Below are 21,747 nucleotides of genomic sequence, written 5' to 3' on the forward strand. Positions count from 1 at the left end.
AAACCACAAGCGGTTTAGTTTCGTGTATTCAAGTTAACTTTTGTTTTACAGTTCCTGCGCATAATGCTTCCTTCTCCACCCGGACAAAAATCGCTTATCCGCGATTGTTTACCTACAACCACAATTTCTTTTTTGCGGGATGGAATTGTTGCGGTCAGCTCCGGTACAACCCGTGTGGCTGGAACGATATTGGTGGCGCCCTGAGGAACATAGTTTTTGTCGTTGAACACTGTTTGCTTGGGTGGTGGCTCTGCCGTAACTATCTGAGGCTGGGTAGTTTGCGGCTGAGGCGTTGCATCTCTAGCTGCCACCTCTTCGACCACTCTGTCCCAATCCCTGACAGGGGCAGGTTCCGCTCTGCTGATTTCAGCGACGGGGGTTGGTTTCGGGTGAGTGCGCTTTTCGGCAAGGTTTTGTGCCGTTCCCTTTAGGAACACCGAGCCTGCCGTATGGAGAACCGCGAGCGTAATCAGTGTGCCGATCAGACCAGGGATCAGCTTCCCTAGCCTGCGGCTCTTGCGTGGATGCCTTGTGATGTATTCCGGGGCGTCGTTCCAATCAGCCTTCATATCGTCCTTTCCCTGTCGTTCGGGCGTACCAGCGCCTAGTCACTTCCGTTGTGATCGCTATCCCGCGCTCTGACTGGGCAAGTTTCGGTTGGCCTCGTCGTAGTCCGGGCTAACTTGGCCGCACTCGGGGGCGATCTCGCCGCTTGCAACCCATAGGGCGTACTGCGGGAAGAGCCTCACTAGGACCTCGACCTCCTCCGTACTCAATCTCGCCTTCTTATGGCGAAGATTTTTCCATCGGCTGTAGTTGATCTCCGACTTGCGGACCAGATCGTCTAGCCCTGCCTTATAGATGAGAGCAATAGCTCTATCCTGCATCGATTCCATAATGTTCTAAGAATCTCTGAGTTCACTATTTGAACTCTAGGAATACACTGTTATTCTTTGCCTGTCAGTTCAGTATTTACACCCCAATATTGCACTGACGTAGCCCTATAAAGACCAACATAGTGCAACAAAGGCCAAGGACATGGAAGGAAACCTACCGCCGATAGACCTACACAACGCACCGCCAGTGATGCCGTGGCGTCAGTTCGCGGACTGGATTCGCATGGCAGACGAGCATGACGTGGTGTGGGGCTGGATTCGTAACGGCTACATCCCGTCTCACAAGGTCGGCAAATACGTGATGGTCAACGTTGTGCTCCTGACCAAGCAGCTTATGGAAAAGGAGTGGGACACATGATCCGCGCCGTCTACGGAAATCCAGCCCAAAGGATGACGTATGAGCCTGTCGAACTACCTGCGCCTACCGCATCCCGAGCACTGCGACTGCTCTGTCTGCTGGTCCCGACGCGAAGTGGCGAGACCCGCTCGCTCCCGGTCCACACCCTGCGCCCAATGCCGCCCCGCGTCTGTGCAGCCGATTCGCGCAACAAGGATGGGCAAGATCGCTGGTGTCTGGACGGTCCTCGCCTCGGAATGGGCGGTGATACCGGCCTCTACCTGCGAGAAACACACGCCACCCGACCGACCGCCGAAGTATTGGAGCGTTGTGCTCGATACGGGCAAACCCACGCCCTACGTGCCAATCCACGAACCGTTCGAGCTGGAGGCCTGATCCAATGAACACCATCGCCACGCTGCTCGTGTTGCCGGTATTGGGACGTATATTTAGACCATAGGTACGGCATGTAAAAGAGGTTGTGCCTTTTTCAATTACCTGCTCAAACGCTGCGTATTGTGCTGCGTTACTTTTCTCATAGAACGCATGATTTGCATTACAAGCGGCGACACCGCTGGAATATCTTATTTGTGGGTCCGGGTAGTTAACAGTCCAGTAATAGTCCTCGGCAATGGCGGGCGTATGCCAAAGCAGCAAAGCCAAAAAAACCGCAAAAATCCTTTTCATCTCAAACCCGCCCAAAAAACACGAGATAGAACGCCAGGGTGGTCAGGATCAGGACGTACAGTTGGTAAGCTTGAGCGTTACGGCGCTTGGTTCAACACAGCAACCAGGCGCGGCGATTCTTGCTCTCCGGGCTCCAATTACGATCCCGAAACGGGCGAGTGCATTCCGCCACCGAATGCCTGTGAAGCGACCAACGGCCAAACCATCCTTCACCAGCACCTGATCAAGGCGGCAGTCGGCCAACCTTCATGGACGTTTCCCCACGTCCGTAAACGCTCGACTTGGTTGCCCAGTTGATTTCATTGATGCCCGAGATATCGCGGTGCGTCCGGGCGCGACAGTGCAAGCGCGCTACCAGATCCACCGGAGGCTTCCAGCCCTGGAGATCCAAAGCGAGGTGAACGGCACACTGGTTACGCTCCCGATGGGTCAGCACTGCGGCAGCGTAGTAATCCATGTGTTCCTGCAGACGCTCAGGCGATAGCGAGTCGATGGCGTGGGGCGATACTTCGATTTTCAGGTGAGGGCCGATGCTGTCGAGCTTGGCGTTGAAGTTCTTGATGAGCAGGATGAAACCGAGATCAGCGTTTTGCAGCTTGTACTGGTAGCCCGAGTCACGACCAACACGACCGGAATGCCAGATCTGCCCAGCAAACTCGACTAGTGCGCCCGGTTTTTCAAACAGAGCCATGATTTCCGGACGAATCAAACCTCGATAGAGCTGGCGGACCGTATCGACGCCGCAACGCAGTAAGCGGATCTTCGACATATCGGTGATTGCTGCTGTGCCTGGGTCAACGAATAAACGGCCATGCTTTGTCGGGTTGCCCGTTTGATGGTCCAGTCTCGCTTGGTCTTTAACGCTCATTCTTGAATCCCCCAACAATGTCCATTAACGGACGGTTTCAACTGGTTTTATCTGACGTGTTACAGGGACGTCAGCGCGCGCAGCACGCCGGCTCGTGCCTCGCCGTGCGTGCCAAGGACGCGCTGACGATCTTCACCACAGGAACTCCCCTTTTTCATAGGGCACGCGGGTAAACCGGGTGCCTTTGGGTTCGCTTTGTTCCAGGCGTGGCTGTGCCACGGGCTGCATTGCCGGTAGCTGGTTGTTGCGGTTCTGGTCCTGCATCGAGCCTCGGTCCGGCTTGGTCGGGTCGAAGTAGCCGTTCTGCACGACCGTCATGCAGAACTCGAACGACACCTCCAGCAACGTGCCTTGCTGGGTGTTGCAGCGGCAGCCGGTCAGCCCGTCATCGGTGTCGCCAATGCTCATTCGCCTTCGGTTGCGGCCTATCAGCTCCCGGTCGGTCGTGGCGATGCAGATGGGTTTGGGGAAGGATTGCGGGGCGTTCAGCTGGTCGTAGATCGGCGCGGAGCCGGGCACATCCTGAATACGAGGGACGCGCGACCCAAGATATTGCTCGAGGGTTTGCGGTTGTTCTGCACCTTGCCCGCCGATGGGGTTGATGAAGGAGCCAACGACGCTTTTCGCTTGATCGACCATGGATTCGGATTCGAGCTGCGCGCCGATCTGGACTGCTGCTTCCGGCTCGGTCTTCTCTTGCTCATACCGGGCATAGGCGCGATACACAAGAAAGCCCGCCCCGATGATCGCCTGCACGGTGGGTCGCTCTCTGACTATGAGGGACGCCGCGTCATCATGGATCGGATGGTTGAACGCCTGAAAAATCCGGTAGCTATCATGCTGACCGCTACCGACTTCGCCGAATATCGTGCCAAGCGGCTTGCATCAGGGATCAGTCCCAAGACCCTGAACAACGAACTTTCCTATCTGCGGGCTATGTTCAACGAGCTGCGTCGTCTCGGTGAAATCGACTATCGGAACCCGCTTGCCCTACTCCGTGCGATACGAGTGCAAGAGCGCGAATTGTCCTACCTCGACACCAGTCAGATCGATCAGCTTTTCGGTGTGATGCGGAATATGAGGCATCCACATGTCGAGCTGATTGCGATGATCTGCCTTGTTACAGGTTGCCGATGGGGCGAGGCTCAGGGACTGACAGTGAGCCGGGTAGCAGACGGAGCGCTCCAGTTCGTGAACACCAAGTCAAAGCGGCGGCGTGTCGTGCCCATCGATCCGAAGTTGGCGGACCGCATTCGTGCTCATCTTCGCGAGCATGGCGCGTTTAGCAATTGCCGTGATCGATTCGATGAGGCTGTCGCTCGTGCTGGCCTCAATCTGCCAGCAGGACAGAAGTCTCATGTTCTACGCCACACCTTCGCGTCACACTTCATCGCGAACGGCGGGAATATCCTAACCTTGCAAAAGATCCTGGGGCATTCGTCACTCGCCATGACAATGCGTTACGCTCACCTCGCGCCTGATCATCTGCAAGACGTACTGGCATTTGGCCCTGCTAAGGAATTTCGACACTTCTTCGACACTTCCCTGTCGGAGCATCAGCCAAGCTAGAAAAAGTCCTTGTAGATCAATGAGGAAGGCAATCGCATCCGGTGGTGCGGCCGGGCTTCAAACCCGGTTGGGGGCGGCAGCCGTCCCCGGGTGGGTTCGACTCCCACTGCCTTCCGCCAATTCCCGCTCTGAAAGCCCCAGGCTATGCGGCCTCCAGCTACTCGACCGGAGCGGCCTTGCCTTGGATGTCGAAGAAGTGTCGAAAATTGGCGACTTCCCTTACTGGCAAGAGCATCATGCGCCTAGATATCACTTTGATATCACGCTGACATGCCAGCAAGACGGAGCACCAAAAATGAAGAAGATTTCTGCCGTGATCATCGCTGCTTTGATTGCAGTAACCTCCGCGTCCGCGTTCGCCCACAGTGGCGGTACAGACTCCAAAGGTTGCCATCGCAATCACAAGACCGGCGACTACCACTGCCACTAAGCATTGATGCTTGTGCCCCGTCTTGGCGGGGTTCTAGGTTCTGTCGCAGGTTTGCCCAACGTAGAAGTGTCGAAAACCCCGAATGGGTCCGAGCGTGATGACGTCCTTCAGGTAGTCCGGTGCCAAGTGCGCGTAGCGCATGGTCATGTTCAGCGAGGCGTGGCCCAGGACCTTTTGCAGGGTCAGGATGTTGCCGCCTTAGCCAATCCCAGTGATCGAAGCGGACGGCTTGAATTACTGTTAGGCAACTATCTACCCCCTGGAAATAACCAAGGAAGCTCCGCAAGCAAATTTTCCCTGAACCTTGGTGATGTTGCCCAAGCGGCAAGCAACAAAGTCATGGCTAAAATCACCAAGATTATCTGCAGCACTACCGGCACTTCACGATTTGATAAATAGCTAACAGGTACAGGCAAAAACAAAACTACAGCTAGTGCGCTCATTATTAATTGTCCCGCTCTGTCAACTGTCATTTAAATATCCAAACCTAGCGATGTTAAGGGTGAAGATTATCCCCGACCCAGCAAACGAAGTGAGCGATATGAGCGAACCGTTATGCACTGTATAACTGGTGCCCTTTAGTTTTGACCAGACTCGCAACTGGAGGTCGCTCTTCCGAAGACCATTCCGGCAACGAACCTGTGAGAACTACAGCACTTACTATGCCGCCTAACTCTACAAAGCGTTTGGCAACTTCAAGTCGTCTAGACTGAAGTCGCTCTAGGTAAGGGTAAAGGTTCTGGTGCTCAGAGCTGAGATTAGCACGCATCTCGTATGCCAATAACCCTCGCAGCATGGCATTCAGTTTATCTTTTCCTAAAGGCGCAAGATCACCTATTAACAAGCGCTCAGGTGTCTCAGTGATTACAGCCTCAAGGTGAAACTCGAGTTTCATGCTAGTGCCTAAAGATTAAGCTACAGGCGAGCAAAAGCGTAGCCATTGCCAGTCTAGTGAGCGAAGCGAACAATTTGAACTAACTGCTAGTCACGACACGAGCCTATTCAAGGAAATCAACAGGGACAGCCTTCATATACTCCTTCGCTCTGCTGATAAGCACCGTCCATTCTGCTTGAGGCCTTTTAGTGACGCCGTTTTCGGCCAAGGAGTTTTCAAGCAAGTCCGCTAAACCCAATGGCTCTGCGTTCTTCTTCTGAAAGATCTTTGTGAGAATGCAAGTCTGAGAATTTATCAGACAAGACCTCCCAGGCAAGAAGCAGGTGGCCGAGGGTTATTTTTAATGGATGTTTCTTTGGAGAAATCTTCAGCTTCCATTTTGGCGATTCCTTGATTAGGAACATAACGATTAGCTAACAGGCAGACAAAAGCGAAGCTTTTGGCTGTCCAGCGAGCGAAGTGAGCGATTGTTGAGCGCATTGTTAGGTATTGCCTGATTTTCATGCCTTGTAAAAAACAAATAAGCCGACTGCTATTATTGTTATTGCGGCAAGCATGCTAGTTTCTGGGTTTGTTGGTGCGGAGTTAAGAATCCTGCTTGATATTATTGTGGATCCATTTCCTTGGATTGCCTTTGTCAAGATATAGGAGCCTGACAAGAGTAATGCTCCTGCAATCATTATCAGGCCTGTATCTTTTCGCTGTGCCATCGAAGATACCTAACTATAATTAGACACTAACTGGTGTATAAGACGCCGAATTGGCTTGGTGTATAAAAACCCGTCCGATTCTCTTCCTAGGCCCTCGTTCCGGTCTTCTCAGGAAGGAAGGATGTTTATACACCAGCTTCGAGAAGCCTGAAATTGTACCCAATCCATAGGTTGCACCGCGTGCGACCTTGAGCACCCTTTTCATCCTTGCCGTGTCGATAAAGTGTCGAAATCACTGCCGTCTAGAGCGGAACAAAGCGGGCATGCGCAAGCGGTAGGCCTAGCAAAGCCGAAGATTGCCAGTCACTGGTGGCCCAAAAAAACGAGTTCGACTCCCACTGCCTTCCGCCATTTCGTCCTGGCTCCCAAGCGCTTCCCTCGCCTTGTATCCGGAACCTGCATACGCCAGCGCTTGATCACGGCGCCAGCCCTTTCCTGCGCCCTGCCAGCAAAAATTCAATCGGACTGATAGACAAAAGCCATCGGCCGATCGAGCGCAAGCGTGAAAAAGCTGGTCTAGGATTCCATGCACGTGACATTCAGGAGATCGAGTATGTTGGCCGCATTACTTCCGACCTTGAAGGAGCTGGAACTTCCGTTGCGCCTGAAGCTTTGGGATGGCAACGAGATCGACATAGGCCCGGCCCCTTCCGTAACGCTGGAGATCAAGGACCCCAGCCTCGTGCCGCAACTCGCACATCCCAGCCTCGACTTGCTCGGCGGTGCCTATGTGGAGGGTCAGATCGACCTGCACGGGCCGCTGGACGAAATCATTCGCATCGGCGATGAAATCACCAGCGCCCTGGGTGAAGAGCACTCCGCGCTGCCGACTCGCGAGGCGCATGACAAGGCCACCGACGCCGAGGCCATTTCCTATCACTACGACCTGTCCAACGAGTTCTATCAACTCTGGCTCGACCGCGACATGGTCTATTCCTGTGCCTACTTCGAGACCGGCACGGAAGATCTCGATCAGGCGCAGCAGGCCAAGCTGCGGCACTTGTGCCGCAAGTTACGGCTGAAACCGGGTGATCGCCTGCTCGATGTCGGCTGCGGCTGGGGTGGGTTGGCGCGCTTCGCGGCGCGTGAATTCGGTGCCCAGGTATTCGGCATCACGCTCAGCCGCGAGCAGCTCAAGCTCGGCCGCGAGCGCGTCGCCGCCGAGGGGCTCGAGGGGCAGGTGACGCTCGAGCTGATGGATTACCGCGATCTGCCCCGGGATGGCCAGTTCGACAAGGTGGTGAGTGTGGGCATGTTCGAGCACGTGGGGCACGCCAATATGCCGCTGTACTGCAAGCAGCTGTCGGATGTGGTGCGCCCGGGCGGGCTGGTACTCAACCACGGCATCACTTCGCGGCATCTCGACGGCCGGCCAGTGGCTCACGGCGCGGGCGAGTTCATTGACCGCTACGTGTTCCCCCATGGCGAGCTACCTCACCTGGTTAAGATCGGCGCCTGCATCAGCGAATCGGGGCTGGAAATCGTCGACGTGGAGAGTCTGCGCCTGCACTACGCGCGAACGTTGCAGTTCTGGAGCGAACGCTTGGAGAAGAATCTGGCCGAAGCCCAGCGGATGGTGCCAGAGCGGGCGCTGCGCATCTGGCGGGTCTATCTCGCGGGCTGTGCCTATGGCTTCCGCCGCAACTGGATCAACCTGCACCAGATTCTGGCGAGCAAGCCCTTGCCGGATGGTTCCCATGAACTGCCTTGGTCGCGGGCGGACCTGTATCGCTAGGCGAGCGAGCCGTAGAGGGCGAATGAGCCCCAAGCCCATTCGGCGCGGGGTCGCGCCTCCCACGGAGATTCGAGTGGTGCCTGGAGGTGCTGTGGGAGCCCCGACCTCGGGGCGAAGCGGTTTCTCTGCTGCATGTAACCGCTGCGGTTGAAACCGTTGAGCTGGGCGGCGGGGCTCATTCGGCGCGGGGTCGCGCCTCCCACGGAGATTCGAGTGGTGGCTGGAGGCGCTGTGGGAGCCCCTACCTCGGGGCGAAGCGGTTTCTCTGCTGCCCGCAACCGCTGCGGTTGAAACCGTTGAGATGGGCGGCGGGGCCCATTCGGCGCGGGGTCGCGCCTCCCAAGGAGATTCGAGTGGTGCCTGGAGGTGCTGTGGGAGCCCCGACCTCGGGGCGAAGCGGTTTCTCTGCTGCCCGCAACCGCTGCGGTTGAAACCGTTGAGATGGGCGGCGGGGCTCATTCGGCGCGGGGTCGCGCCTCCCACGGAGATTCGAGTGGTGGCTGGAGGCGCTGTGGGAGCCCCTACCTCGGGGCGAAGCGGTTTCTCTGCTGCCCGCAACCGCTGCGGTTGAAACCGTTGAGATGGGCGGCGGGGCCCATTCGGCGCGGGGTCGCGCCTCCCACGGAGATTCGAGTGGTGCCTGGAGGCGCTGTGGGAGCCCCAACCTCGGGGCGAAGCGGTTTCTCTGCTGCCCGCAACCGCTGCGGTTGAAACCGTTGAGATGGGCGGCGGGGCCCATTCGGCGCGGGGTCGCGCCTCCCACGGGGATTGGAGTGGTGCCTGGAGGTGCTGTGGGAGCCCCAACCTCGGGGCGAAGCGGTTTCTCTGCTGCCCGCAACCGCTGCGGTTGAAACCGTTGAGATGGGCGGCGGGGCTCATTCGGCGCGGGGTCGCGCCTCCCACGGGGATTGGAGTGGTGGCTGGAGGTGCTGTGGGAGCCCCGACCTCGGGGCGAAGCGGTTTCTCCACTGCATACAACCACTGCGGTTAAAACCGTTGAGCTGGGCGGCGGGGCTCATTCGGCGCGGGGTCGCGCCTCCCACGGAGCTTCATGGGGCGCTTGGGGCTGCTGTGGGACCGCCCCCGGGGCGAAGCGGTCCCTACTGACCAGCCCGCCCGCGGGTCGCCTCTATCAGCGCAGTAGCAACAGCGGCGTGGTAGTCGTGCGGATCATTCGCGTGGTGGTGCTGCCGACGAGAAACTGGCGAATCCGCGAGTGACCATAGGCGCCCATCACCAGCAAGCCGACCTGATGCTCGGCCTGGTAGGCATGCAGGACCGGCTCGACTTCCCCGGCGCGGATGGCGATGTGCACCTCAAATCCCGCCGCAGCCAGCGAATCGCGGGCGGATTCGAGCAGCGCACGGCTATCAGTGGTGTCATCGCCGACCATCACCAGATGAATCGGAATCCCCTTGAACAGCGGGCTTGAGGCGAGCATCTCGACGCCCTTGCGGGTGGTGGCGCTGCCGTCGAAGGCCAGCATGACGCTCGTGGGCACACTGAAGTCGGCCGGGGTCACCAGAATGGGCCGGTGCAGAGTGCGGATCACGCTTTCGAGCTGGCTGCCGATCAGTTGCAGGTCGCTGCCGCTGTCTTCGCCCTGCTTGCCGATCACCAACAGCCGGATATCCGGTTCAAGGTCGTGCAACGTTTCGACCAGATCGCCGTGGCGTTGGCGCACGTCCGGTTGCTCGACACCCGCGGTAATCACACGCTGCCGGGCAGCGTCGAGCATCATTTGTCCTTCTTCGAGCGCCAGCTTGCTGCGCTTCTCATCCAGCGCGGCCAGTTCCTCGAGCAAGTATTCACGGCTGCCAAGGCCGATGATGCCGCTGAGGTTGCCGGTCGCCGGGTACTGCTGCTGGTCGAGCACGTGCAGCAGGGTCAGTGGCGCATCCAGCTGCCGGCTGGCCCATGCCGCGCAATCGCACACGGCTGACGCTTGCGGTGAACCGTCAATGCAAGCCATAACCTGGTTCATGTCGTTCTCCCTGTCAGTGGCCCATGAGGCTGTCGATAGCATTGGGTTTATCGTGCACCCCGAAGCGGTCGACGATCGTCGCGCTCGCCTCATTCAGACCCAGCACCTGGACTTCGGTGCCCTCACGACGGAACTTGAGCACCACCTTGTCCAGTGCGGATACGGCGGTGATGTCCCAGAAGTGCGCCTGACTGAGATCGATAGTGACCCGTGAAAGCGCTTCTTTGAAATCGAAGGCGGCAGTGAACTTGTCCGAGGAGCTGAAGAACACCTGCCCGATCACCCGATAGGTTCGACCACTGCCGTCGCCATCCAGCTCCGAGCGGATGTCGAGGTAATGGCCGACCTTGTTGGCGAAGAACATCGCCGCCAGCAGCACACCCGCCAGCACGCCGTAGGCCAGGTTATGAGTCAAGACCACGACCGCCACCGTGACCACCATCACGATGTTGGTCGAGAGCGGATAACGCTTGAGGTTGCGCAGCGAATCCCAGCTGAAGGTGCCGATGGACACCATGATCATCACCGCCACCAGCGCGGCCATAGGGATCTGGCCGACCCAGTCACTGAGAAACACCACCATCAGCAGCAGCACGAGGCCAGCGATCAGCGTCGACAGACGAGTGCGACCGCCCGATTTCACGTTGATCACCGACTGACCGATCATCGCGCAACCGGCCATGCCGCCGAACAGGCTGGAGACGATGTTGGCGACCCCCTGCCCTTTGCACTCGCGGTTCTTGTCGCTGCCGGTATCGGTCAGGTCATCGACGATGGTGGCGGTCATCAGCGACTCCAGCAGACCGACCACGGCCAGCGCGGCGGAGTACGGGAAGATGATTTGCAGGGTTTCGAAGGTCAGCGGGACTTCCGGCCAGAGGAAAACAGGCAGCGTATCGGGCAGATCGCCCATGTCGCCGACAGTGCGGATGTCCAACCCCAGGTACATGGCCACTGCGGTCAACGTGAGGATGCACACCAGGGGTGAGGGGATGACCTTGCCCACCTTCGGCACATAGGGGAACAGGTAGATGATGCCGAGGCCGGCGGCGGTCATGGCATAGACGTGCCAGGTGACGTTCGTCAGCTCCGGCAGCTGCGCCATGAAGATCAGGATCGCCAGGGCATTGACGAAGCCGGTGACCACCGAGCGCGAGACGAAGCGCATCAGCGAGCCGAGCCGCAGGTAGCCAGCGCCGATCTGCAGTACCCCGCAGAGCAGGGATGCGGCCAGCAGGTATTGCAGGCCATGCTCGCGCACCAGCGTCACCATCAGCAGCGCCATGGCACCGGTCGCAGCGGAGATCATGCCGGGGCGACCGCCGGCGAAGGCGATCACTACCGCGATGCAGAATGACGCATAGAGACCGACCCGCGGGTCGACGCCGGCGATGATCGAAAAGGCGATCGCTTCAGGGATCAGCGCCAGGGCGACGACGAGACCGGAAAGCACGTCGCCACGAATATTGCAGAACCAGTTTTGCTTGATCGAATGGAGCATCGGAATTTCCAGAGCAAAGGCATCGCCGCCAGACCGGGTATGGCAAGCAAGGCTGAAACGAGACCAGTTTTCAAATTCGAGTATGGGTGCGATCCACGCACACGAGGTGTGGGCGCACGGCAGAACGCGACCCCGCTATGACAGGCGGTCGCAGCCAGGCAGAGGGACGTTGCGCTAAGGCGGACTAGGCAGCCAGGTCATGGAATCAACCATTTCATACGAGTCTTGGCGCTGAAAGGCGCCGAAAGGGTCGGCAAGCATACCGAAACCCGCCCGTCACCGCGACCGCGCCTGACCATCGATAGCCGCTAGCTGACTCGGCAAACCACCCTGCAGGCACTTTGGCTTACCATGCGAAATCCCCACAGCGAGCCCGCCATGCCTGTCCACTCCAGCCGTCACCACGTTGCCCTGATCGTCTTGTTGATCCTCGTCGGCTTGCTGCTCAGCATGTATTGGGCCGGGCAGATTGCCGAGCGTCGCGCCTGGGCCGAGCGCAGCCAGGAGGCACGTGGGCAGCTGGAGTTGTACGCACAGGCGATCCACACCCAGGTCGAGCGCTTTCGCTCGGTGCCGGCATTGCTTGCACTGGACAGCGATATCCAAGAGCTGTTGAACAACCCTGGCGATCAGGCCCTGCGGGAGCTGTTGAACCAGCGCCTGGAGCAACAGAACGAGGCGGCAGGCTCCTCGGTGCTTTATCTGCTCGACCGCCGCGGCGAAACCCTCGCCGCCAGCAACTGGCGCGACTGGACCAGCTTCGTCGGCAACAACTACGCCTTCCGCCCCTATTTTCTCGATGCGCTGAAAAACGACTCCGGGCGTTACTTCGCTGTCGGCGTGACCACCGGCATCCCCGGCTACTTCCTGTCCAGTTCGGTGAAGAACAGCGCCGGCGAGGTGATCGGCGTGCTGGTGGTCAAGCTCGAGTTGGAGGACATGCAGCGCGAGTGGGTCGGGCAGTCGGGCATTCTGCTGATTGCCGACTCGCTGGATATCGTCATCCTTACCAACCGCCCCGCCTGGCGTTTCCGCTACCTGCGCCCGCTCGACGAAACGGTACGCGCGCAGCTGGTCGCCGCGCGCCGCTATGCCGAGCAGAACCTGCAACCCTTACCCAACCACAGCCTGCAACGCATCGCCGCAGACAGCGAACGGCGCCAGGTGGACGGCCCGGACGGTCGCCGCAACTACCTCTGGCAGCGCCTGCAGCTGCCCGAAGAAAACTGGACGCTGCACCTGTTGCAGGAACCGCAACTGATCGCCGCCAACGTGCGCAGCTATCGCCTGGCCGCGGCCGGCGTGTGGATGACTCTGGCATTCCTGCTGCTTTACCTGGCCCAGCGACGCAAGACCCGACGCGTCGAGCAGCGCAGCCGCAGCGAGCTGGAGCACCTGGTGGAGGCGCGCACGCGAGAGCTGCGCACCGCCCAGGATGAACTGGTACATGCCGCACGCATGGCGGCGCTGGGGCAGATGTCCGCCGCCCTCGCCCACGAAATCAACCAGCCGCTGACCGCCCTGCGCATGCAGCTGGCCAGCCAGCGATTGCTGCTCGACAACGGCCGCACCGAGGCAGTGCGCGAAGGCATCGGCCAAGTCGAGGGCCTGCTCGAGCGAATGGCCGCACTGACCAGTCATCTGAAGACCTTCGCGCGTAAGAGTCCCGCCGGTCTGCGTCAACGGCTGAGCCTGGCCGAGGTGCTGGAACAGGCTCTGCAACTGCTCGGCCCGCGCATCCGCAACGATAGCGTCGAGGTCCTGCGTCAGGTGCCGGCCGATGCCTGGGTCAGTGGCGATGGCATTCGTCTGGAACAGGTGTTGATCAATCTGCTGACCAATGCGCTCGACGCCATGCAGGGCAGCCAGGTCCGCCAGCTGCGCATCGAGGGTCACCGCGACCGGCAGGGCTGGACGCTGAGCGTCGCCGACAGCGGCGGCGGCATCGCCAGTGAGCATCTGGACCAGGTCTTCGAGCCCTTTTTCACCACCAAGCCTGTCGGCCAGGGGCTGGGCCTGGGGTTGGCGGTTTCCTACGGCATCGTGCGCGATCTCGGCGGCAACCTGGAAGCACACAACGATGCGCTCGGCGCCGTCTTCGTCCTGCACCTGCCGGCAGCCGAACAGGCCGCCGCCGAGTAGACTGGCAACTCGCAAGAGGAGTGAGACATGAGCGGTCAGGTCATCTTCATCGACGACGAAGCGGCGATCCGTCAGGCCGTGCAGCAATGGCTGGAACTGTCTGGCTTCAGCGTGCGCACCTGCGCCAGCGCCGAGCAAGCGCTGGCGTCGATCAACCGTGACTTCCCCGGCGTACTGATCAGTGACGTGCGCATGCCCGACCTGGACGGCCTCGGCCTGCTGGAGCGGCTGGTGGCGCTGGATCCGGAGCTGCCGGTGATCATGGTCACCGGCCATGGCGACGTACCGATGGCGGTCCAAGCGCTGCGCCAGGGCGCCTACGATTTCATTGAAAAACCCTTCACCCCGGAACGTCTGCTCGACAGCGTGCGCCGCGCCCAGGATAAGCGCCGGCTGGTCTGCGAGAACCGTCAGCTGCGCGAGCAGTTCACCCGCAAGGGCCGTATCGAATCCATGCTGCTGGGCGTTTCGCGGGGCATGGAGCACCTCCGGCGCCAAGTGTTGGAACTGGCCGGCACCAACGTCAACGTGCTGATTCGCGGCGACACCGGCAGCGGCAAAGAGCAGGTAGCGCGTTGCCTGCACGACTTCAGCCCACGAGCACGCAACCCCTTCGTGGCGCTGAATTGCGCGGCCATCCCGGAAACCATCTTCGAGAGCGAGCTGTTCGGCCATGAGAGCGGCGCCTTCACCGGCGCCCAGGGCAAGCGCATCGGCCGGATCGAGCATGCCCACGGCGGTACCCTGTTTCTCGATGAGATCGAAAGCATGCCGCTGGCCCAGCAGGTCAAGCTGCTGCGGGTGCTGCAGGAAAAGACCCTGGAGCGGCTCGGTTCCAACCGCAGCATCGAGGTCGACCTGCGGGTAATCAGCGCGGCCAAGCCGGACCTGCTCGAAGAAGTGCGTGGCGGGCGCTTCCGCGAGGACTTGCTGTACCGCCTGAATGTCGCCGAGCTGCACATCCCGCCGCTGCGTGATCGTCGCGAAGACATCCCGCTACTGTTCGACCATTTCGCCAGTCAGGCAGCCCAGCGTCATGGCCGCGACCCGGTGCCGGCCAGTCCAGGCGAGCTGGCGCAACTGCTCAGCCATGATTGGCCGGGCAACGTGCGCGAGCTGATCAACGCCGCCGAGCGCCATGCGCTGGGTCTGACACCACCCTCGTCCGCGAACGCCAGCGTCCCGGCCGCGGGCGCCGGTACATCGTTGGCCGAACAGATGGAAGCCTTCGAAGCGCAATGCCTACACAGCGCCCTGCAGCAACACAAAGGCAACATCGCCGAGGTGATGAATCAGCTGCAGCTGCCACGCCGCACCCTCAACGAAAAGATGCAACGTCACGGCCTCAGTCGTAGCGATTACCTGCCGACGGGTAGCGCCGACAGCTGATCATGGCCGGGCGGCGCTCCGAGTCTCGATGCCGGTTTTTGTAGGGTGGGCTTCAGCCCACCAGAGTTCGGTGACAAGGCACGGACGAAACATGAATGAGGCAGTTCCGGCAAGCAAGCGGTGGGCTGAAGCGGAACGCCACCCGGCCCACCCTACAGGACTGCATTCGCCGCGGGGCGCGCCTCCCACACAAGCAGGGGCCGTGCGCCGGCCGCTTTCGTGGGAGGCCCGACCCGGGGCGAGGCTTTTGGAGGGCGGCGGCCCGGACATTCATCGCAGGGCGATGCTTACAAAGGCTGGGCAGGCCTCCGGCCTGCATTCGCCGCGGGGCGCGCCTCCCACACAAGCAGGGGCCGTGCGCAGCCCGTTTTCGTGGGAGGCCCGACCCGGGGCGAAGCTTTTGGAGGGCGGCGGTCCGGACATTCATCGCAGGGGCGATGCTTACAAAGGCTGGGCAGGCCTTCGGCCTGCATTCGCCGCGGGGCGCGCCTCCCACACAAGCAGGGGCCGTGCGCCGACCGCGTTCGTGGGAGGCCCGACCCGGAGCAAAGCTTCTGGAGGGCGGCGGTCCGGACATTCATCGCAGGGGCGATGCTTTTAGGTGGCGGCGGGCGTTAGCCTACTGCGGCTTGCCGGATCCAAGCTCATCCAGGCGCTGCTGCAGAAACCGCCGCTCCGGCTCCAGTTGCGCCAACTGCAACGCGTCCCGATAGGCGCTCCGCGCATCATCCAGGCGACCGAGGCGGCGGCAGAAATCGGCACGGGCCGAATGCAGCAGGTGATAGTCGTGCAGCTGTCCGCGGGCCAGCAGGTCGTCGATCAGCCTCAGGCCAGTTTCGGGCCCTTCGCGCATGGCGACCGCCACCGCGCGGTTCAATTCGATCACCGGCGAAGGGCAGACGCGCAACAACACGTCGTAGAGCCCGACGATCTGCGCCCAGTCGGTCTGCGCCGCGCTTGGCGCATCGGCATGCACGGCGACGATCGCAGCTTGCAAGGTATAGGGGCCGAAACGCCGCGAGGCCAGCGCGCGTTGCACCAGCGCCGAGCCCTCTTCGATCTGAGCCCGGTCCCACAGGCTGCGATCCTGATCGTCGAGGCGCACCAGTTCACCCGCCTCGTCGGTGCGCGCGGCGCGGCGCGAGTCATGCAGCAGCATCAGCGCAAGCAGGCCCATCAGCTCCGGGTCCGGCAGCAGCTCGAGCAACAATCGGCCCAGCCGGATCGCCTCGGCGCTCAGGCTGGCACGGGTCAGCTCGGCACCACTTGAAGCCGAATAGCCCTCGTTGAACACCAGGTAGATCACCCTCAACACGTTATCCAGGCGCGCCGGCAATTCCTCGCGCGAAGGCACACGATAAGGAATCGCGGCATCACGAATCTTCTGCTTGGCGCGCACGATGCGCTGGGCGATGGTGCTGGGCGAGGCGAGAAAGGCGCGGGCGATTTCCTCGGTCTTCAGGTCGCAGACCTCGCGCAGGGTCAGCGCCACCTGTGCATCGTCAGGCAAGGCCGGGTGGCAGCAGGTGAAGACCAGCCGCAGGCGATCGTCCTCCAGCATGTCGTGATCCCAGTCCGGCTCCTCTGCGGCGTCCAGCTGATCGGCCAACAGGTTCAGCGAGGCATTGAAGCGTGCCCGCCGACGCAGGCCGTCGATGGCCTTGAAGCGCCCGGCCGATACCAGCCAAGCGCGCGGGTTGGCCGGGATGCCGTCACGAGGCCACTGCTGCACAGCGGCGAAAAAGGCGTCGTGCAACGCCTCCTCGGCCAGGTCGAAGTCGCCCAGCAGACGGATCAGGGTCGCCAGCACACGTCGCGACTCGTTGCGGTAGATAGCCTCGACAGCCCGCTGGGTTGCCGCTTCACCGTCCGACATGGCCGTCACGCAAACGCGTCCGGGTGCATCAACGGTCAGGCAGCTGGCGCAGCGGACGCACTTCGATACTGCCCAGCGTGGCCGGTGGAATCTTCGCCGCCAGCTGTACCGCCTCGTCGAAATCCGCCGCTTCTAGCAGATAGAAGCCGGCCAGCTGCTCGCGGGTTTCGGCGAATGGGCCGTCGACCACCGAGACCGCGCCTTCGCGTACGCGCACGGTTTTGGCGGTGCGTACCGACTGCAGCGGCTCGCCAGCGACGAAGTGGCCACTTTGGTGCAGGCGTTCACTGTTGGCCATGCACTGGTCGACCAGCGCAGCCCACTGCTCGTCGGTCATGGCATCCACACGCTTTTCGTCGTAGTAGACGAGGCAAAGGTATTTCATGCTGTTCTCCATCACATCATGCAGACCGACAACATTAGCAGCTGGCGGCGAAAGCACGAGGGCTTCTCGACGCAGCAGCTGCACGAGATGAGTCGCTGTTCAACTCAGGGTTTGACGTCGAAGCAAGCCTGACCAGTGGCCATGTCGAATGGCATCGAGAAATGCTCGTGCACGACCTTCCAGTCGCCGCCCTGCCGGCGCCAGCAGCGAGTGCCACGCATCCAGGCCGTCTGCATCTCGCCTTTCTCGTTGGTGCCGCCACAGTGGTTCAGCGAATAGCTGAAAGCGAGGTCGCCGTTGGCAACGACATCGACGTCGCCGATCTTGAAGAAGCCTTCGCCCTGGCAGAAGTCGAAGCAGCGCTGCCAGTGGGCGCGATAGGCTTCGGCGCCCTTGAACTGCAGTTCGCCGACCGCATCGAAGGCCACGACGTCGGACGCATACTGGGCCATGATCCGATCCAGATCCTTGCTGCCAACCAGCTGTTCGAACTCGGCCATCAGTTCACGGATGCGGGTTTCGCCGTTCTGAATATCGCTTGCAGTGTTCATTTTCGTTTCCTCTTGGTGGGATGGACCTGGGTGATGACGGTAAAGCGCTTTGGTTGCGATTGAACAAGGGTCATGGCGGCGAGCGCGAATGCAATGCCCGCACTTCGGCGCACCCCAGACGTACGGGCGGAATGCGCGAAGCCAGCAGAATGGCGTCGTTGAGATCGGTCGCCTCGAACAGGTAGATGGCTGTGGGCTGTTCGCGCCCTTCGGCGATCGGGCCATCGTGCAGCGATACCTGATCGCCTTGTACGCGCAGGGTGGTGGTACTGAGCGCCGACTGCAGCGCTTCGCCAACGATCAATCGGCCGCTGCGCAGCAGGCCTTCGCGGTAGTCCCGACACTCGGCCTCCAGCGCCGCCCGAGCATTGACGGACATTGCCGCCAGCGCGGTTTCATCCAGATAAACCAGGCATAAATAACGCATCGCCATACCCTCGCCTGCGCCTGTCTTTAACTCCTAGTCGCACGGGGAACGACGAAATCGACAGCGTCAGGCGAGCGGTAGCAAATTTTTTTCGTGTGACGCGCTCAAAGCGATTCCAGGCTTCAATCATTCAGCGATACAGGAGCGACCCATGCGCCGTTCATCGCGGGGTTCATCACCCATCCGCCTCGGCATCGCCGCGGCGCTTCTGACGTTCAGTCTCACGGGAGCGGCAGCACCCATGTACCAGTTTCTCGTCGGTAGCTATACCAGCGAAGGTGACAGCGAAGGCATCTACCGCATGCAGTTCGACGCCGAACGCGGCCAGATCGAAGCGCAACCGCTGCAGGTGGTGCGCAGTCACAATCCGTCCTGGCTGACGCTGGACCTGAACCGCAACCGGCTCTATGCGGCCAACGAGAACGGCCCGGGACATCCCGACCCGGTGGGCCGGGTGAGCGCCTTCATCATGGCGCCGAACAGCGGCAAGCTATCGCCGCTGGCCCAGCAGCTGACCCTCGGCGACGAGCCGACGCATCTGAGCCTCAGCCGCGACGGGCGCTACCTGTTCGTCTCCAATTACGGCTCCAGCGCCAACCCCGGCGGCAACCTGGCCGTGATGCCGACGGCCAAGGACGGGACACTCATGCCGGTCACCCAGATTGCCGCGCATCAGGCCAGCGAAGTGCACCCCGAGCGCCAACAGTCAGCGCATGTGCATTCGGCGGTGATGTCGCCGGACGGCAAGACCCTGTTCGTCAGCGATTTGGGCGCCGACAGGATCTTCGTCTACCGCTACGACCCGGCCAATGCAGAACGGCCACTGTCGCCGGCTGATCCGGCATTCATCGCCCTGCCGGAGGGCAGCGGCCCGCGCCATCTGGTGTTCAGCCCGGACGGCCTGCAGGCTTACGCCACGCTGGAACTCAGCGCTCAGGTGGCTCGCTTCGATCATGTCGATGGTGGCCTGGTGCAGCGGCAATTGGTCGACCTGGCAGCTGGTGATGATCCCAAGCAGCATTCGCCGGGCGCCATCCATCCTTCAACAGACGGACGCTTCCTGTACGTGAGCGACCGGGCCGAGAAGAACCGCATCATGGTCTATGCCATCGAGGAGAACGCCAACCTGCGTGAGATTCAGGCGCGTTCCAGCGAAGGCCGCGAGCCGCGCGAGTTCGCCATCGACCCGAGCGGTCGATTCATGATTATTGCCAATCAGAAGAGCGACGCCCTGGTGGTGCTGCAGCGCGACCCCGACAGCGGCAGGCTGGGCGATACCCTGCAGACGCTGCCGATGGGCCGCCCCTCGGATGTGAAGTTCATCGATCGCAGCAGGCTTTAAGCAACGCGGGTTCGGCGCGGGGTCGATCAGGAGAGCAGGCTGACCACCGCGAAGCGGCCAATGGTGGCTTGGGCCACCACCGTCTGGGTGACGGCGGCGTAGCTGGAGGGGCTGCGCTGCATCAGATTGAATACCGAACGAGAGAAGTCCAAGGCCCACTGTTTTTCGTCGGCATGCGCCTGGCGCGCCAGGAACTCACGAATTTCCTGCTGACGGTGGCTCAGCTGTTCGCGTAGGGCGGTGACCTTGTCGAGCCCGGCGACCACCGAGTCGAGCAGCCGACGGAGTTCGCGAAAGGACCCCAACTGCAGCTCTTCGGGAAAGCTCAGCAGCTGCTCTTCCTGGCTCTGCACGCGCGTGGACTTGCCCTTGTCAAATAGCTTGCCCTCGCCCTGCACGGCCAGTTGATCCTTGAGCTTGTGCCAATCGTCTTCACGAGCGGAGAACTTCAGATCGCCGTGCTGATCCAGCTCGGCGCGGATGCCGGCCTGACCCAGGCTGCCATTGAAGCGCCGCAGAATCTGCTCATCGCTCATCTCGTCGTCGAGCACCACCGCCACCGGTTCGGCCAACTGACGGCCGCCGCTGAACAGCAATGTTTCGCGGCCGGATTGGCGAATCTTCTCCAGCGATTCCAGCCCCTGCAGACTGAAGCGGCTGCGCACCGGCTCGGTCAGCCGCAGCTTGAGCGTGGCGTCGAGGGAGTTGCCGGAGCGCTGGCTGCGCTCCTTGAGCAAGTCGCCGACTTGCTGCACCGCCTGGCGGATGCTTTCTTCACCGTTCGGCTGCGGCGAACTGATCTGGCGACTGAGGTTGAGCTTGAGTTGCGACAGGCGCGTCTGCAGGTCGCCCAGATAGCTGTCGGCCGACTGCATCGACGACAGTTGTTGATTGAGCTGCAGGCTGAAGCTGGTGCTCTTGCTGGTAGTCGTCTCGGTGTGCGGCGCATCAGACGGCACACCGGCGCGCAGCGGCGCGGGCGCATCGCGCAGCAACGCCTCGCGGCGCTCCTGCGGGTTGATTGCGGAAACAGCCGGGAGCTGCTTGCCAATCTTCATTCACGCTACCTCGGTCAGAGCATGCCGAACAGCGACAGCCCGTTGATCTTCAAATAAGTCTTCTGCGTCGCCTGCAGCGACAGCTGATAGTTGTTCAGGTCGATGCTGGCCGTCGCGTAATCGAGCTGCGAAAGCTCGCCCTCGATCTTCTTGTTTACCAGCGAGACGTCCTCGTTGCTGCTCGACAGCAGGGTCAGGGTGTTCTGCCGCCCGCCCAGCTCGGTGACCGCGCCGAGCAGGTCGCCATGGGTGGCGTCGAGACTGTTCAACGTAGCGGTAACCGATGCCTGAACCGCGGGATCGGTTGCGTCCAGCGCCGGGTCGGCGAGCATTTTCACCAGCGCATTGAGATCGTTGAGCATGCCCACGCCAGCGCCGAACACCTGCGCGGCGGTGACATTCTCATCGACCAGCACGCCATTGGCGACTGCCGCCTGGCGGTATTGGTCGTTGCCGGTCAGGGTGTAGGTCTCGGTCGCCGCGTCGAAGGTGATCGCCGGGCGATCGCTGAGCGTGCCGGAGAACAGGTAGCGGCCCTCTTCGTCACGCACGTTGGCGAAGCTGAGAATGGTCTTCTCCAGGCTCTGCAGCTCATTGGCGATCGCCGCCAGGTCATCGCTGGTGTTGCTGCCGTTGGCCGCCCACAACAGCATGTCGCGCACGTTGAGCATGGTGTCCGAGGCGGACTTGAGGTTGGCCTCCTGCTTGGAGAGGTTGCCCGAGACGTTGGCAATGTTGGTGCGGTACTGCGTTAGCGTCGCTTCCTCGCGCTGGATGCGCAGTACGCGCACGGCGGAGATCGGGTCATCCGAGGGCAGCAGCATGCGCTCGCCGGTGGCCATCTGCTGCATGAGCTTGCCGAGCTTCTCGGAGCTGGTATTCAGCGAGCCGTGCATCATGGCGGTGATCTGGGCGTTGGAGATGCGCATGGTGTCTTTCTCGTCAGTCGAGCCGGCGGGGGCCGG

19 protein-coding genes, 1 tRNA gene and 1 pseudogene are annotated in these 21,747 nt (G+C 61.1%); 9 read left to right on the forward strand and 12 right to left on the reverse strand.

Translation table 11 applies throughout. The features are described 5' to 3' along the window. Window positions 1-14: 14 nt before the first annotated feature. Complete coding sequence (locus ACL0K2_RS12475; protein WP_413042755.1) at window positions 15-569, reverse strand: hypothetical protein; 555 nt, start codon at window positions 567-569, stop codon at window positions 15-17. 57 nt (window positions 570-626) lie between these two features. Next, on the reverse strand, window positions 627-896 hold the full coding sequence (locus ACL0K2_RS12480) for a hypothetical protein (RefSeq protein ID WP_413042756.1): 270 nt from the start codon (window positions 894-896) through the stop codon (window positions 627-629). A 142-nt stretch (window positions 897-1,038) separates the two neighbouring features. Here ACL0K2_RS12480 and ACL0K2_RS12485 point away from each other — a divergent pair, with 142 nt between their 5' ends. After that, window positions 1,039-1,254 (forward strand): hypothetical protein, encoded by a 216-nt coding sequence (locus ACL0K2_RS12485; RefSeq protein ID WP_102846341.1) that lies wholly within the window; start codon window positions 1,039-1,041, stop codon window positions 1,252-1,254. A 39-nt stretch (window positions 1,255-1,293) separates the two neighbouring features. Further along, on the forward strand, window positions 1,294-1,629 hold the full coding sequence (gene pflM, locus ACL0K2_RS12490; RefSeq protein ID WP_413042757.1) for a lysogeny maintenance protein PflM: 336 nt from the start codon (window positions 1,294-1,296) through the stop codon (window positions 1,627-1,629). A gap of 538 nt (window positions 1,630-2,167) precedes the next feature. Here pflM and ACL0K2_RS12495 read toward each other — a convergent pair. Together ACL0K2_RS12495 and ACL0K2_RS12500 are read right to left on the reverse strand one after the other, a co-directional pair. Continuing rightward, a pseudogene (locus tag ACL0K2_RS12495) lies at window positions 2,168-2,788 on the reverse strand (hypothetical protein); the annotation flags it as partial. A gap of 132 nt (window positions 2,789-2,920) precedes the next feature. Beyond that, on the reverse strand, window positions 2,921-3,544 hold the full coding sequence (locus tag ACL0K2_RS12500) for a hypothetical protein (protein ID WP_413042758.1): 624 nt from the start codon (window positions 3,542-3,544) through the stop codon (window positions 2,921-2,923). 39 nt (window positions 3,545-3,583) lie between these two features. Between ACL0K2_RS12500 and ACL0K2_RS12505 the strand changes: the two genes are divergently transcribed. The 4 genes from ACL0K2_RS12505 (at window position 3,584) to cfaB (ending at window position 8,127) form a co-directional block, all read left to right on the forward strand. Next, the gene (locus ACL0K2_RS12505; protein WP_413042759.1) at window positions 3,584-4,357 is read left to right on the forward strand and encodes a tyrosine-type recombinase/integrase; all 774 of its coding nucleotides are present in this window, start codon (window positions 3,584-3,586) and stop codon (window positions 4,355-4,357) included. Window positions 4,358-4,380: 23 nt separating this feature from the next. Next, window positions 4,381-4,476: transfer RNA gene (locus ACL0K2_RS12510), tRNA-Sec, on the forward strand. A 176-nt stretch (window positions 4,477-4,652) separates the two neighbouring features. Then, entirely contained in the window at window positions 4,653-4,787 is a 135-nt protein-coding gene (locus ACL0K2_RS12515; RefSeq protein WP_102851770.1) for a YHYH domain-containing protein, read from the forward strand. Between the two features lie 2,158 nt (window positions 4,788-6,945). Next, window positions 6,946-8,127 carry a C17 cyclopropane fatty acid synthase CfaB gene (gene cfaB, locus ACL0K2_RS12520; RefSeq protein ID WP_239609887.1) on the forward strand — a complete coding sequence of 394 codons (1,182 nt, stop codon included), beginning with the start codon at window positions 6,946-6,948 and terminating at the stop codon, window positions 8,125-8,127. A gap of 1,132 nt (window positions 8,128-9,259) precedes the next feature. Here cfaB and ACL0K2_RS12525 read toward each other — a convergent pair. After that, window positions 9,260-10,111, reverse strand: a complete 852-nt coding sequence (locus tag ACL0K2_RS12525; protein WP_413042760.1) for a universal stress protein — start codon at window positions 10,109-10,111, stop codon at window positions 9,260-9,262. Window positions 10,112-10,124: 13 nt separating this feature from the next. Next, window positions 10,125-11,612 (reverse strand): SulP family inorganic anion transporter, encoded by a 1,488-nt coding sequence (locus tag ACL0K2_RS12530; RefSeq protein WP_413042761.1) that lies wholly within the window; start codon window positions 11,610-11,612, stop codon window positions 10,125-10,127. A 378-nt stretch (window positions 11,613-11,990) separates the two neighbouring features. Between ACL0K2_RS12530 and ACL0K2_RS12535 the strand changes: the two genes are divergently transcribed. Beyond that, window positions 11,991-13,754 carry a sensor histidine kinase gene (locus ACL0K2_RS12535; protein ID WP_413042762.1) on the forward strand — a complete coding sequence of 588 codons (1,764 nt, stop codon included), beginning with the start codon at window positions 11,991-11,993 and terminating at the stop codon, window positions 13,752-13,754. Window positions 13,755-13,781: 27 nt separating this feature from the next. Then, a complete protein-coding gene (locus tag ACL0K2_RS12540; RefSeq protein WP_045160163.1) occupies window positions 13,782-15,143 on the forward strand; it encodes a sigma-54-dependent transcriptional regulator in 1,362 nt (453 codons plus the stop codon). 619 nt (window positions 15,144-15,762) lie between these two features. Here ACL0K2_RS12540 and ACL0K2_RS12545 read toward each other — a convergent pair. The 4 genes from ACL0K2_RS12545 to ACL0K2_RS12560 form a co-directional block, all read right to left on the reverse strand. Beyond that, complete coding sequence (locus ACL0K2_RS12545; RefSeq protein ID WP_413042763.1) at window positions 15,763-17,019, reverse strand: RNA polymerase sigma factor; 1,257 nt, start codon at window positions 17,017-17,019, stop codon at window positions 15,763-15,765. 28 nt (window positions 17,020-17,047) lie between these two features. Beyond that, entirely contained in the window at window positions 17,048-17,404 is a 357-nt protein-coding gene (locus tag ACL0K2_RS12550; RefSeq protein ID WP_045160161.1) for a YciI family protein, read from the reverse strand. A 104-nt stretch (window positions 17,405-17,508) separates the two neighbouring features. After that, the gene (locus ACL0K2_RS12555) at window positions 17,509-17,955 is read right to left on the reverse strand and encodes a YybH family protein (protein ID WP_045160160.1); all 447 of its coding nucleotides are present in this window, start codon (window positions 17,953-17,955) and stop codon (window positions 17,509-17,511) included. A gap of 70 nt (window positions 17,956-18,025) precedes the next feature. Then, window positions 18,026-18,388: a YciI family protein gene (locus tag ACL0K2_RS12560; protein WP_230623561.1), complete on the reverse strand. Its 363-nt coding sequence runs from the start codon at window positions 18,386-18,388 to the stop codon at window positions 18,026-18,028. A gap of 145 nt (window positions 18,389-18,533) precedes the next feature. Here ACL0K2_RS12560 and ACL0K2_RS12565 point away from each other — a divergent pair, with 145 nt between their 5' ends. Beyond that, window positions 18,534-19,724, forward strand: coding sequence for a lactonase family protein (locus ACL0K2_RS12565; RefSeq protein WP_413042764.1), 1,191 nt, complete (start codon window positions 18,534-18,536; stop codon window positions 19,722-19,724). A gap of 26 nt (window positions 19,725-19,750) precedes the next feature. Here ACL0K2_RS12565 and ACL0K2_RS12570 read toward each other — a convergent pair whose 3' ends face one another. Together ACL0K2_RS12570 and flgL are read right to left on the reverse strand one after the other, a co-directional pair. Continuing rightward, complete coding sequence (locus ACL0K2_RS12570; RefSeq protein WP_413042765.1) at window positions 19,751-20,782, reverse strand: hypothetical protein; 1,032 nt, start codon at window positions 20,780-20,782, stop codon at window positions 19,751-19,753. Window positions 20,783-20,796: 14 nt separating this feature from the next. Then, window positions 20,797-21,711: a flagellar hook-associated protein FlgL gene (flgL, locus tag ACL0K2_RS12575; protein WP_045160158.1), complete on the reverse strand. Its 915-nt coding sequence runs from the start codon at window positions 21,709-21,711 to the stop codon at window positions 20,797-20,799. Window positions 21,712-21,747: the final 36 nt, after the last annotated feature.

The organism is Pseudomonas sp. YJ42, from assembly GCF_047225135.1.
Classification (GTDB): Bacteria; Pseudomonadota; Gammaproteobacteria; order Pseudomonadales; family Pseudomonadaceae; genus Stutzerimonas; species Stutzerimonas stutzeri_E.